Source organism: Paenarthrobacter sp. DKR-5, assembly GCF_018531425.1.
Lineage (GTDB): Bacteria > Actinomycetota > Actinomycetes > Actinomycetales > Micrococcaceae > DKR-5.
Genome location: NZ_JAHBOI010000001.1, coordinates 655,538 through 666,490, shown reverse-complemented (window position 1 = coordinate 666,490; position 10,953 = coordinate 655,538). Strand labels below are relative to the sequence as shown.

The 10,953-nt window shown below is 68.9% G+C and carries 15 protein-coding genes; 7 read left to right on the top strand and 8 right to left on the bottom strand.

The annotated features are described in order from the left end of the window. Together KIH31_RS18040 and trxA are read right to left on the bottom strand one after the other, a co-directional pair. Nucleotides 1–125 (bottom strand): FAD-dependent oxidoreductase (locus KIH31_RS18040; protein WP_214428365.1); only part of this gene is annotated, 125 nt, incomplete at its 3' end. A 35-nt stretch (nucleotides 126–160) separates the two neighbouring features. Next, nucleotides 161–523, bottom strand: coding sequence for a thioredoxin (trxA, locus tag KIH31_RS03315; RefSeq protein ID WP_214425608.1), 363 nt, complete (start codon nucleotides 521–523; stop codon nucleotides 161–163). A gap of 67 nt (nucleotides 524–590) precedes the next feature. On the opposite strand from trxA, the gene KIH31_RS03310 reads away from it, so the two are divergent. From KIH31_RS03310 to KIH31_RS03295, 4 genes are all read left to right on the top strand, one after another. Continuing rightward, nucleotides 591–1,208 (top strand): bifunctional 2-polyprenyl-6-hydroxyphenol methylase/3-demethylubiquinol 3-O-methyltransferase UbiG, encoded by a 618-nt coding sequence (locus KIH31_RS03310; RefSeq protein ID WP_214425607.1) that lies wholly within the window; start codon nucleotides 591–593, stop codon nucleotides 1,206–1,208. Nucleotides 1,209–1,324: 116 nt separating this feature from the next. Continuing rightward, nucleotides 1,325–1,639 carry a rhodanese-like domain-containing protein gene (locus KIH31_RS03305; protein WP_214425606.1) on the top strand — a complete coding sequence of 105 codons (315 nt, stop codon included), beginning with the start codon at nucleotides 1,325–1,327 and terminating at the stop codon, nucleotides 1,637–1,639. 5 nt (nucleotides 1,640–1,644) lie between these two features. Further along, complete coding sequence (locus KIH31_RS03300) at nucleotides 1,645–1,965, top strand: metal-sensitive transcriptional regulator (RefSeq protein WP_374224840.1); 321 nt, start codon at nucleotides 1,645–1,647, stop codon at nucleotides 1,963–1,965. Nucleotides 1,966–1,987: 22 nt separating this feature from the next. Next, nucleotides 1,988–2,365 (top strand): DsrE family protein, encoded by a 378-nt coding sequence (locus tag KIH31_RS03295; RefSeq protein ID WP_307857521.1) that lies wholly within the window; start codon nucleotides 1,988–1,990, stop codon nucleotides 2,363–2,365. 21 nt (nucleotides 2,366–2,386) lie between these two features. On the opposite strand, the gene KIH31_RS03290 is transcribed toward KIH31_RS03295, so the two are convergent. Next, nucleotides 2,387–3,112: a VIT family protein gene (locus KIH31_RS03290; protein WP_214425605.1), complete on the bottom strand. Its 726-nt coding sequence runs from the start codon at nucleotides 3,110–3,112 to the stop codon at nucleotides 2,387–2,389. A gap of 154 nt (nucleotides 3,113–3,266) precedes the next feature. On the opposite strand from KIH31_RS03290, the gene KIH31_RS03285 reads away from it, so the two are divergent. Beyond that, entirely contained in the window at nucleotides 3,267–4,130 is an 864-nt protein-coding gene (locus KIH31_RS03285) for a universal stress protein (RefSeq protein ID WP_307857520.1), read from the top strand. Here the strand turns inward: KIH31_RS03285 and KIH31_RS03280 are convergent. From KIH31_RS03280 to KIH31_RS03265, 4 genes are all read right to left on the bottom strand, one after another. Beyond that, a complete protein-coding gene (locus tag KIH31_RS03280) occupies nucleotides 4,127–4,681 on the bottom strand; it encodes a flavodoxin domain-containing protein (protein ID WP_214425604.1) in 555 nt (184 codons plus the stop codon). The genes KIH31_RS03285 and KIH31_RS03280 overlap by 4 nt on opposite strands. A gap of 34 nt (nucleotides 4,682–4,715) precedes the next feature. After that, on the bottom strand, nucleotides 4,716–5,771 hold the full coding sequence (locus KIH31_RS03275; RefSeq protein WP_214425603.1) for a zinc-dependent alcohol dehydrogenase family protein: 1,056 nt from the start codon (nucleotides 5,769–5,771) through the stop codon (nucleotides 4,716–4,718). A gap of 65 nt (nucleotides 5,772–5,836) precedes the next feature. Then, entirely contained in the window at nucleotides 5,837–6,280 is a 444-nt protein-coding gene (locus tag KIH31_RS03270; RefSeq protein ID WP_214425602.1) for a pyridoxamine 5'-phosphate oxidase family protein, read from the bottom strand. 20 nt (nucleotides 6,281–6,300) lie between these two features. Next, nucleotides 6,301–8,250, bottom strand: coding sequence for a heavy metal translocating P-type ATPase (locus tag KIH31_RS03265; RefSeq protein ID WP_214425601.1), 1,950 nt, complete (start codon nucleotides 8,248–8,250; stop codon nucleotides 6,301–6,303). Between the two features lie 181 nt (nucleotides 8,251–8,431). On the opposite strand from KIH31_RS03265, the gene KIH31_RS18380 reads away from it, so the two are divergent. Both KIH31_RS18380 and KIH31_RS18375 read left to right on the top strand, forming a co-directional pair. Beyond that, the gene (locus KIH31_RS18380) at nucleotides 8,432–9,043 is read left to right on the top strand and encodes a GAF domain-containing protein (RefSeq protein WP_307857519.1); all 612 of its coding nucleotides are present in this window, start codon (nucleotides 8,432–8,434) and stop codon (nucleotides 9,041–9,043) included. Between the two features lie 34 nt (nucleotides 9,044–9,077). Then, nucleotides 9,078–10,316: a sensor histidine kinase gene (locus tag KIH31_RS18375; protein ID WP_307857518.1), complete on the top strand. Its 1,239-nt coding sequence runs from the start codon at nucleotides 9,078–9,080 to the stop codon at nucleotides 10,314–10,316. Here KIH31_RS18375 and KIH31_RS03255 read toward each other — a convergent pair. Next, nucleotides 10,216–10,902 carry a response regulator transcription factor gene (locus KIH31_RS03255; protein ID WP_307857517.1) on the bottom strand — a complete coding sequence of 229 codons (687 nt, stop codon included), beginning with the start codon at nucleotides 10,900–10,902 and terminating at the stop codon, nucleotides 10,216–10,218. The genes KIH31_RS18375 and KIH31_RS03255 overlap by 101 nt on opposite strands. Nucleotides 10,903–10,953: the final 51 nt, after the last annotated feature.

The window sequence follows — 10,953 nt, the reverse complement described above, 5'->3', positions numbered from 1 at the left end:
ATCAACGCGCCGCCGGCCGTCACCGACCCGGCAATCACCAGCGGCTCCAGCCCGGCCCGGGCCGCGTAAATCGCCGCCGTGTAACCAGCCGGACCCGAACCAACAATGATCAACTTCTCAGACATGGAACTTCCTCCGCTTGGTTGCGCCGGGGACGGGCTCAGGACGCCTGTGAGGCGATTTCCTTGCGCACCTCGTCCATGTTCAGGTCCTTGACTGCCGTGATCAACTGTTCGAGCGAGGATGCATTCATCGCTCCCGGCTGGGAGAAGACGAGGATGCCGTCGCGGAATGCCATCAGCGTCGGAATCGAAGTGATGCCGGCGGCCCCCGCCAGGGACTGCTCTGCCTCGGTGTCCACCTTCGCGAACACCACGTCGGGGTGCTTCTCCGACGCCGCCCCGAAGGTGGGGGCGAACATGCGGCACGGGCCGCACCAGGCTGCCCAGAAGTCCACCAGCACGATGCCGTTGCCGGAGACGGTGTCGTTGAAAGTCTTTTCGGTGATATCAATAGTTGCCATGAAGACATAATATACCCCTAGGGGTATTGCAACAAGCGATGTTGCCAGGAATCAAGGAGGCCAACCGATGAACACCATGGATGCCGCGGGCTGGGACCGCCGCTACAGCGACCCCGTCGGGGTTTGGGGTGCCGAGCCCAACATGTGGGTTGCGGCCGAGCTCAACGGCAGGGTGCCGGGCCGGGCCCTGGACCTGGGGGCGGGGGAAGGGCGGCATGCCGTATGGCTGGCCGGGCGTGGGTGGCAGGTTCAGGCGGTGGACTTTTCGGCCAAGGGCCTGGATTCCGGCCGCCGGCGCGCCGATGCTGAAGGGGTTGCCGACCGGATCGATTGGGTGGTGGCGGACGCATCCCGGATCGAGCCGGCGCCGCGAAGCCTTGATCTTGTGTTGGTCGCCTACCTGCAGTTGCCGGAGCCGGAGCTCAGGACCGCCGTGACGGCAGCGGCCGGCGCGCTCGCGCCTGGCGGCACGTTCCTGCTTGTGAACCATGATGCGGCCAACCTCAAGCAAGGCTCCGGCGGCCCCCAGGATCCCCTTGTGCTCCAGACGCCGGAACAGGTCGCCGCGTGGCTGCGCGCCGCGGGGCTCGACGTCCTGGCGGCAGAGACCCGTTCCCGCCCGGTGCGCGGGGCGCTTCGCCCCGCGCTGGACTGCGTTGTCCTGGCCGCGGCTCCGGCGGCCTGAGCCGGCGGAGTGAGCCGGCGGCCTGCCCTGGTCTGGCTTCAATATACCCACGGGGGTATCATGGGGGTACTGCATGCCCACCGGAAGCCCCCGGAGATCGATGAAAGGACACGAGCATGAACAGCATTACCGTCGACGACCTGGCAGCGCTGGGGCCCGACGTCCCGATCATCGATGTCCGCGAGGACGAGGAGTACGCCGAGGCCCGCGTGCCGGGGACGAAGAACATTCCGCTCTCGCGCTTTGCCGGCTCTATCGGTGATGTGCCTGCCGGGCGCACGGTTTACGTGATGTGTGCCTCCGGGGGGCGCAGCTCCCGCGCGACGGCCTACCTGACCGAACAGGGCTTCGACGCCGTCAACGTCCTTGGCGGTATCACCGAGTGGTACCGCAACGGCCATCCCGTCAGCTACCACCCCGAAGGCCGGTGAGCCGCATGAGCACCGCCGCCATGGCTCCGCTCCCGGCCGACGAGCCGCCGACCAACTCGCCGGCAGCGAATTCACGCCGCATTGCCAACCGGCTCAAGCGCGCCCAGGGCCAGCTTGCTGCCGTCATCGCCGCCGTCGAGTCCGGGGCCGACTGCCGGAACATCGTCACCCAGCTCTCCGCCGTGAGCGGAGCGCTGGACAAGGCGGGCTTTGAGATCATTTCCACGGCGATGCAGGACTGCCTCACTCCGGGTGCTTCCGCTGCGCCCGGCCGCACACCGCTTAGCCTTGAGGAACTCCGGAAGCTGTTCCTGAGCCTGACCTGACCGACGAGAGGATCCTACTGCCGTGAGCACCAACACCGCGGAAACGTCGACCCGACCCCTGCCGGGACTGCTCCTCCACGGCGCCGGCAGCGACGCCGAGACCTGGCTGCCCAACCTGATGCGCAGTGCCGCCAACGCGGCAGCGGACCTCGGTGCCGGCCGGGACATCCACGTTGTCGTCCAAGGCCCGGGCGTCGCACTGCTGGCGAAGGGGCGAGGCCCGGGCGAACAGCTCGGCACGCTGCTCGAGGCCGGTGTGCGCGTCTTCGCCTGCGGAAACAGTCTGAGGTCGGCCGGCCTCAGCGCGGCCGACCTCGCGCCGGGCATCGATACCGTGCCGGCGGCCGTGGGCCATCTGGCCCGCCAGCAGTGGGCGGGCTGGGCCTACGTCCGCATCTGACGCCGGCGGCAGCGCCCCTGGTCAGACGACGCCGGAGGCGCCCAGCAGCCGGCCCACGATGAACGTCGCGGCCAGGGCCAGCGCGCCGCCGACGACCAGCCGGACCGCTGCAACCCGCTTCGAGCTGCCACCGATGTAGGCACTCAGCGCGCCGGTGATCCCGAGAGCAATCAGGACGGCCACAAAGGTGACGGGAATGCGGACTGCCGCCGGCGGGAGCAGGATGGCGAGCATCGGCAGCACTGCGCCGACGGCGAAGGCCGCGGCGGAGGCGTAGGCGGCGTGCCAGGGGCTGACCACGTCGTTTTCGTCGATGTTCAGCTCCGCCGAGAGGTGCGCCGCGAGAGCGTCGTGCTCGGTGAGCTCAACGGCCACCTGTTTTGCTGTTTCCGGGCTGAGGCCCTTGGCACGGTAGATTCCGGTGAGCTCCGCCAGCTCCAATTCGGGGTCCTCGGCGAGTTCCCTGCGTTCCTTGGCAATCAACGCGCGCTGGCTGTCGCGCTGGCTGCTCACCGAGACGTATTCGCCCAACGCCATCGAGACTGCTCCGCCAACCACAGCGGCCATGCCAGCCGTCAGGATCGGTGGGACCTCATTCGTCACACCGGCGACGCCAACCACGGTGGCCGCCACCGATACGATCCCGTCGTTGGCTCCGAGCACACCGGCCCTGAGCCAGTTCAGCCTCGAAGCGATGTTGGGATTGTGCGGTTCGTCCGGATGGACAGCGGCAGCATCCTCGCTCATGGCACCAGCTAACCATTCAGCCCGCCCCGGCGCCAGCGTTTGCCGGCGGGACTTCCGCCTCTAGCCTGCGGCCGGCGGGATGCGAAACCGTGGGGACGGCAGGCGCGGCATGCGGCCGTCCTGCGGGAACAGCTGCACCCGACGAAAGGACGAGGTGAACCTCGTGAATAGGTCAATCGTGGTCGGAGTCGACCATTCCGCCCCCAGCCAGGCCGCGCTTGACTGGGCCATGCGCCGGGCCGAGCGGATGAAGTCCGACGTCACGCTCGTGCACGTCGTCAACGACTACTGGGTGGCCGAGGAGTACGCGTACTACGACAGGGTCATGGAGTCGGCACGGGGTCTGCTGGAAAAGGCCGCCGCCCGCGCGGGCGAAATCGCCCCGGGTGTGTCCGTCCGCACCGAGCTGCGCAACGGCGAAATCGTGCGGGTGCTGAGCGACCTGTCCGAGGACGCGGCCCTCGTGGTAGTCGGGACGGACAAGAAGGGCCGGATCGAGGGCGAGATATTCGGCACCGTCAGCCTGCAGGTCGCCACGATGAGCCTTTCCCCGGTGGCGGTCATCCCGCTGATGCCGCCGGATGCCCGCTCCGGCGTCGTCGTTGGCGTGGACGGATCCGAGCATTCCCTGGACGCGGTTTCCTTCGCAGCCGCCGAGGCGGACCGTTCGGGCCAGGACCTGCACGTGGTCTACGCCTGCCGGATTCCGAACCCGTGGATCCTGCGGGACATCCCCGAGGAGAGCATCACGAAGCGGATCGAGGAGGAGGAGAAGGTGGTGCTGGCGGAATCGGTTGCGGGGCTCACCGACAGGTATCCGGACCTCGTCGTGCACCAGCATCTGGAGACCGAGCAGTTCCCGGCGAAGGCCCTGGTGACGGCTGCGGCGAACGCCCAGCTCCTCGTTGTCGGCAGCCGGGGACGCGGCGCATTGAAGCGGCTCCTGATGGGGTCGGTGAGCCATGAGGTCCTGCTGCACATCCCGTGCCCCACGGTCGTGACGCGGATCCGGGACTAGTCCGCTACGGGTCCGGGACTGGCTGGCCGGCCGCCGACGCCGGAGGCCAGCCGGCCGCCCCAGGCCCGGGCCCGTTCTTCCTCATCCGCCACGAGCTCGTTATGTGAGGTGACGAGGAAGCTTTCGGGCTCAGCAACCAGGGTGAAGCCGCTGTGCTCAAGCTTCCGGCCGATACCCTTCGAGGCGCGGCCGGTGAGGAACGCCGCGGCGTCGATGCGGGTGTCGAAGGCTGCGGCGTTGCCGGCACGCCGGCCGAGCGAGTCCAGCCACTCCCGCAGGCCCCCCGCGTCCGCCGCGGGTTCCATCGTCAGCCCGCTGCCCGGTTTGGCGGCTGCCTCGGCGGCGGCGTCCCGGCTGGTCCCCCGGGTCATCCCGTGGGCGTGCGTGGGGCCGCCCACGATGAGCAGGTCCCAGTCCGAAGGGTCCACTTCAGCTGCGTCGCCGACCGGCACCACCTGGACCTCACTGCCGTCGCCAAGCCCGCGGGCTACTGCCTCAGCGATTTTGCGGGTGTTGCCGTACATCGATTCGTAAACGATCAGTGCGCGCATTGCCGGTCTCCTTCCTGGTTGGGCCGGGTTCCTGTCAACGGCGGATGACGACCTTCAGCGCCTTGGTCTCGGATGCCCGGGAAAACGTGTCGTAAGCCTCGAGGATGTCGTCGAGGCGGAACTGGTGGGTGCCGAAGTTCGCCGCGTGGATCTTCTTCTGGGCTACGAGCTTGAGGAGCATGGGTGTGGTGTTGGCGTTCACCAGGCCCATGCTGATGGAGATGTTCTGGATCCACAGATCCTCCAGGTGCAGCTGCACCGGCTTTCCGTGGACGCCGACGTTGGCCACCCGGCCGCCGGGCCGGACGACGTCGACAGCCATCTGGAAGGTCTCGGGTATGCCCACGGCTTCGATGGCAACGTCCGCGCCGGCCCCGTCGGTCAGGGCGAGAACCTGCTCTTTCCAGTCGGCCGCGCTGGAGAGGACGGCGTGCGTCGCCCCGAATCCCTTGGCCTGTTCCAGCCGGTTGCCGTCCAGGTCGATCGCGACGATGGTGGCCGCGCCGTAGAGACCGGCGGTGGTGATCGCGGCCAGTCCCACCGGGCCCGCGCCGACCACGGCTACGACGTCGCCCGGTTTCACCCCGCCGTACTGGACGCCGATCTCGAAACCTGTCGGCAGGATGTCCGAGAGCATGACCGCTTCCTCGTCCGTGACGCCCTCGGGCAGCTTGTAGAGCGAGTTCTCGGCGTACGGCACGCGGACGAATTCCGCCTGGGTGCCGTCAATGAGGTGGCCGAAGATCCATCCGGTACCGGATGCTCCCTCGTCGCCGAGGCAGTGCGAGTAGAGCGAGGACTTGCAGTTGGCGCAGTGCCCACAGGACTTGATGCAGGAGATGATGACCCTGTCCCCGGGCTTGATGCTCGTCACGGATGCGCCGACTTCGGTGACCGTGCCCACCCCTTCGTGGCCCAGGATCCTCCCCGGCTGAACCGCCGGCACATCACCTTTGAGGATGTGCAGGTCGGTGCCGCAGATAGTGGTGGTGTCCACGCGCACGAGGGCGTCGGTGGGTTTGAGGATCGCCGGGTCCGGGACGTCCTGCCAGGCCTTTTGGCCGGGACCGTTGTAGACAAGGGCTTTCATGGGTCCTCCCTGGGCCGCTGGAATTGTGCGCTGTTGGTGTGTGCCTCCGGCGTGATGCGGGCCGGTCAGGCCATGTAGACGCGCCGGCCGGTCAGAGTCTCGGGGTGCACGGCGATGAATGCGGTGCGCAGGCCCGCTGCCCATGGCTCTTCCATCACCCGGCCGGCGAGGAAAGTGACCAGCGCGGGATCCTGGACGTGCTCCAAGGTGCCGCTGGCGAGGACGGACCATCCCGCGAGCTTTACCGGGTCCGCGGCGTCGATCTGGAAGGACACCCTTGCCTGCGGCATGATCCGTCCCAGGGCGCCGTCCTCCGCCGTGCGGAAGTAGATCGCGTCCTGGTGCACCATGTAGTTCACCGGGAAGATCTGCACGGTCCCGTCATCGACATACCCGATCCGGCCGGTCTGGTGCGAGGTCAGCAGTTCCCAGCACTTGTCCGGGGTGAGTTCCTCGGTGATATGGCGGGAGCCGGGCATGCCCTGGAACCCTGTCTCTGTCGGTGGCACTGGGCGCTCCTTGAGGTTTTTCAGGTCCGGCCTGCTCGGGTCCGTCCCAACGTGCCATCCGCCGGTCCGGCGGGGCTAGGGGCTTTGGTCACGGAAGCCGCCGCGCGGCCGGGAAGCGGGCGGTCCCGGAGGGCACGCAGTGCGTTGAGGATCGTGAGCAGGTCCACCACCTCCTGGAATCCCGCGCCAAGGATCGCGGGCAGATAGCCGAAGGCCGCGATGACCATGAGCAGCGCGCTCAGCCCCATGCCCAGCCAGATGCTTTGCATGGCCGTGCGCATGGTGTCCTTGCCGATGGACACCGCGGTCGCCGTCCGGGCGAGGTCGTCCACGAGGACGACGACGTCGGCGGACTCGCTTGCCGCTGTGGCTCCCTTCGCGCCCATGGCCACCCCGATGTCGGCGGCCGCCAGGACCGGCGCGTCGTTGACGCCGTCGCCGACCATCATGACCGGCCGCGGCTGGGCCGAGCTGACGGCGTCCACCTTGTCCTTGGGCAGGCACTCCGCGCGCACCTCGTCGATGCCGAGCTCGGAGGCCACCTGCTGGGCGGCCGCGGTGCCGTCCCCGGTGAGCATGAGGAACCTGGCCACTCCCAGGGACCGCAGGGCATCGAGGGTGGCGCGGGCCTCCGCACGCGCCGCGTCGCGCAGCACGAGCGTGCCCGCGTACCGGCCGTCCGCGGCGAGGTAGACAGCCATCTCGCCGCCTCCGGGTCCATCGGCGTCGAACGGTCCGCCTTCCTGCTCCACGAAGGTCCGCCTGCCAGCCACGATCCGGGTCCCGTTCCGGTGGGCCACCACCCCCTGCGAGGTCACCTCACGCACATTGGTCGCCGGTTCGGGGCTGCAGTGCTGCTGCTCGGCCGCACGGACGATGGCCTGGGCCGCCACATGCAGCGAATACTGCTCGGCGGTGGCTGCCAGGGAGAGAACCTCGGCAGGGGTGCGGTCCGGGGCGCAGCGGATGTCGCTGAGCACCGGGCGGCCGTGGGTGAGCGTGCCGGTCTTGTCGAATGCCGCAGTCCGGACCCGGCCAAGCATCTCCAGCGCGGAGCCGTTGCGGATGATGATTCCGTTGCGGGCCGCCCGGCTCATGCCCGCGATGAATGCGACGGGCGCAGCGAGCAGCAGCGGACACGGCGTGGCGACGACCAGCACCTCCGCGAAGCGTGTGGGGGTGCCGCTGAGCAGCCACGCGACGCCGGCGAGCGCGAACGCGGCAAGGGTGAAGGGGAGGGCGACCCGGTCCGCGAGCCGGACGAAGGGGGCCCGGCTTTCGGAAGCGGCGCGCACCAGTTCGATGATCTGCTGGTAGAGGCTGTCGGCGGCGGTGCTGGTTGCCCGCACGGTGACCGCGTGTTCGCCGTTCACGCTCCCGCTGAACAGCGCGTCGCCCAGGGCATGTTCCACCGGCAGGCTCTCGCCGGTGATCGATGACTCGTCCAGCGTGGCCACAGGGGAAAGCAGGACTCCGTCCACCGGCACCATCTCGCCCGGCTTCACCAGCAGCACGTTGCCCGCTTCGACATCCTCGGCCGGGACGTCCGCGGTCGTCCCCCCGTCAATGCGGTGGGCCACCTGCGGGGACCGTGCGAGCAGCGACGTCAGCTCCGCCTTGGCATGGCGCTGGGCGTACTCTTCCAGCGCGCCGCCGCCCGAGAGCATCAGGACGATGACCAGGCTGGCCCAGTATTCGCCAACCGCCACGGTGCTGAAAATCGCGGCGACCGCGAGTACGTCCACGCCCCCTCGCCGGCGGGCGAAGTCCCGCACCATGTCCCAGCCGCGGAGCAGCGCGATGACCAGCACGTAGCCGCTGACCAGCAGCAGCGGCACGGGTTGCAGGCGCGCGGCCTGCAGGATCAATGCCGCTGCGCCCACGACCAGCGTCACGCCGACCACGAGGTATTGCGACGGCATGCGTGCTCGCGCTGGCGCGTGGCCGTTGGCCGCGGGCTTGCGTCTCATGCCATCGAGCCTAGGCCCGGGGAACGGGCCCGGCTAGGCCTTCCCAAATTCGACCCCTCGGAGGGGCTGACGCGCGGCGCAATTCGTGCCAGAGTGGATTGACGGCATGAGAAATTGAGAAATGCCTTGAGGGCGGAGCCCTCCACGAGCAGCACCAGCGTAGTACCTTAGGCAGGCAACCATGGGACCCGGCCACGACCATCCGCGCACGGCTGGCACAGTCCTGCCGGGTGCCTCTGCGCGGCACGTCGAGGATCTGCTGCGGGACTTCGTGGCCAATGCCGACGAACTGGTGCTGGCGCAGGAACGGCTGCAGGCGCTGCTCACGGCCGTCATCTCCGTCGCGGAGGACCTGAGCCTTGAAGCGGTACTCGAGCGCGTTGTCAGCTCGGCCTGCGTGCTCTCCGGGGCGCGTTACGGCGCGTTGGGTGTCATGGGCAACGAGCGCGGGATGAACCATTTCGTTTCCGTGGGGTTCGAGGACGGCGTCGCCGAGCGGATCGGCAAGGTACCCGTAGGCCGGGGCGTGCTTGGACTGCTGATTGAGGACCCGCGCCCGCTGCGGCTGCCGGACCTGCGTGAGCACCCGGCCTTTGAGGGCTTCCCGGAACAGCATCCGCCGATGGGCTCCTTCCTCGGAGTGCCGGTGCGCGTGCGGGACAAGGTCTTTGGCAACCTCTACCTGACGGAGAAGTCCGGCGGCGACGGGTTCACGGCCATGGACGAGGAACTCGTCGTCGCGCTCGCCGCCGCCGCGGGCGTCGCCATCGAGAAACGCGCAGCTGTTCGGTGAAGCACGGCTGCGCAGCCGGTGGCTGGAAGCCTGTATGGACGTGGGCCGGACACTGCTCGAATCTCCCGATGCCGACGAGCGCTCCGGATTCGATGCGGTCGCCCGGCGTGCCCGGCGGGAGTCCGCGGCCACGCTGGCGATTATCGGGGTGCCCACCCTGGGCACCGACAAACTCTTCTGCGTGGCGGCCGACGGTGACGGCGCCCAGGCACTGCTCGGACGAAGCCTCGGCGTCGTGCCCGGGGCCCTCTGCACGCTGCGGCAGGACGGCAAGTCCATCGTGATGGAGTCACCGTCAGCGGTGATCGAGGACGTGGAGAACTACGTGCCACCGGCACCGCCCGATGGGGACGAACCGGCGGTCGGGCGCGGGGCGACCCTCCTGGCGGCGCTGGGCCGGCCAGGCGAAGGACAGGGCGTGCTGGTGCTCGTCCGCGGGCCAGGGGCCGACGCCTTCAGCCAGACGGAGATCGGCATGAGCGAGGTCTTCGGGTCGCATGTGGCCTTGGCACTGGAACTGGCGCGCGCCCATCGCCTCCGGGAGCAGCAGGCGGTCTTCGGGGACAGGGACAGGATCGCCCGCGACCTGCACGACCTGGTGATTCAGCGGCTGTTCGCCGCGGGCCTGAGCATGCAGAGCCTGCGCCGCTTCACCGATGACGCTGTTGCCCTTGACCGCATCGCGACCGTCACCGGTGAACTCGATGACACCATCCGCCAGCTGCGGGACACGATCTACTCGCTGCGCGGTACGGGGAGCACCGAGACCTCGTTGAGCAGCCGGATCCTGCGGGTGGTGCAGGACAACCCGACCGTCCACGGGGCCGCACGGCTCAGGTTCGCGGGGCCCATCGACGTCGCCGTCGGGGACGAACTGGCCGGGCATCTGCTCGCTGTCCTGACGGAGGGCCTGAGCAACGCGGCGCGGCATTCGCAGGCGCGCAGCGTCGAAGTCTCGGTCAGCGCCGGCCTCGGTGGCGTCGAACTGGAGGTCGTCGACGACGGCGTCGGGTTCTCCACGCCGTCCCGGCGCGGGGGGCTCGCGACGATGAGCGAGCGTGCGGCGATCTGCGGGGGCAGGATGGAATTGCAGAGCAGCCCCGGCAACGGCACCCGGCTGAGCTGGTTTGTGCCCGGCCCGGCGGAGGAGGCGGAGGAGGAACAGCCGCCCGTCAGGAATGCTGCTCCTGGACGCCCTTCGCCACGTAGACCGCGGCCTGGGTCCGGCGCTGGAAACCCAGCTTCGCCAGCATCGAGGACACGTAGTTCTTGACCGTCTTCTCGGCAAGGAACATCGCCTGGCCGATCTCCCGGTTGGTCAGGCCTTCCCCGATGTAGGCGAGGACCTTGCGCTCCTGCGTCGTGAGCGCGGCGAGCCGCGGGTCTTCCGGGTCCGGCGCGGTCAGTCCGTCGATCACCCGGGCCTCGACCCTCGGATCGAACAGTGACTCCCCGCCGGCAGCGCGCCGGATCTTGTCGAGCAGGTCGGTGCTGCGGATTTCCTTGAGCACGTAGCCGGCCGCCCCGGCGAGCACGGCCCCGCGGAGGGCCTCGTCGTCGTCGTAGCTGGTCAGGATCAGGCAGCGCAGCGACGGGTCGACCGAGCGCACATCGCGGCACACCTCGATGCCGGTCCCGTCCGGGAGGCGCGCGTCGAGGATGGACACGTCCGGTTGCAGCGCGGGAATCCGGCGAGTCGCTTCGACGGCGGATCCTGTGTCGCCCAGCACCTCGAACCCTTCGCCTTCGAGCAGCTCCTGCAGGCCCCTGCGAACCAGCTCATGGTCGTCAAGAATGAACACCCTGACGGGACGCGACGAGCCGTTCGGGTGGGTTCCCCCCGGAAATTCCTTTTCCACGGTGCTCCTGTCCGGCGCGGAGTGAGACCGTCTCCGCCCATGAATGGGTGT

Excerpts from the sequence above, each read along its gene's own strand:
- KIH31_RS18380 (WP_307857519.1), top strand. The coding sequence starts at position 8,432 with ATGGGACCCGGCCACGACCATCCGCGCACGGCTGGCACAGTCCTGCCG.
- KIH31_RS03280 (WP_214425604.1), bottom strand. The coding sequence starts at position 4,681 with ATGCGCGCACTGATCGTTTACGAATCGATGTACGGCAACACCCGCAAA.
- trxA (WP_214425608.1), bottom strand. The coding sequence starts at position 523 with ATGGCAACTATTGATATCACCGAAAAGACTTTCAACGACACCGTCTCC.
- KIH31_RS03265 (WP_214425601.1), bottom strand. The coding sequence starts at position 8,250 with ATGAGACGCAAGCCCGCGGCCAACGGCCACGCGCCAGCGCGAGCACGC.
- KIH31_RS03275 (WP_214425603.1), bottom strand. The coding sequence starts at position 5,771 with ATGAAAGCCCTTGTCTACAACGGTCCCGGCCAAAAGGCCTGGCAGGAC.
- KIH31_RS03300 (WP_374224840.1), top strand. The coding sequence starts at position 1,645 with ATGAGCACCGCCGCCATGGCTCCGCTCCCGGCCGACGAGCCGCCGACC.
- KIH31_RS03310 (WP_214425607.1), top strand. The coding sequence starts at position 591 with ATGAACACCATGGATGCCGCGGGCTGGGACCGCCGCTACAGCGACCCC.
- KIH31_RS03290 (WP_214425605.1), bottom strand. The coding sequence starts at position 3,112 with ATGAGCGAGGATGCTGCCGCTGTCCATCCGGACGAACCGCACAATCCC.
- KIH31_RS03305 (WP_214425606.1), top strand. The coding sequence starts at position 1,325 with ATGAACAGCATTACCGTCGACGACCTGGCAGCGCTGGGGCCCGACGTC.
- KIH31_RS18375 (WP_307857518.1), top strand. The coding sequence starts at position 9,078 with ATGGACGTGGGCCGGACACTGCTCGAATCTCCCGATGCCGACGAGCGC.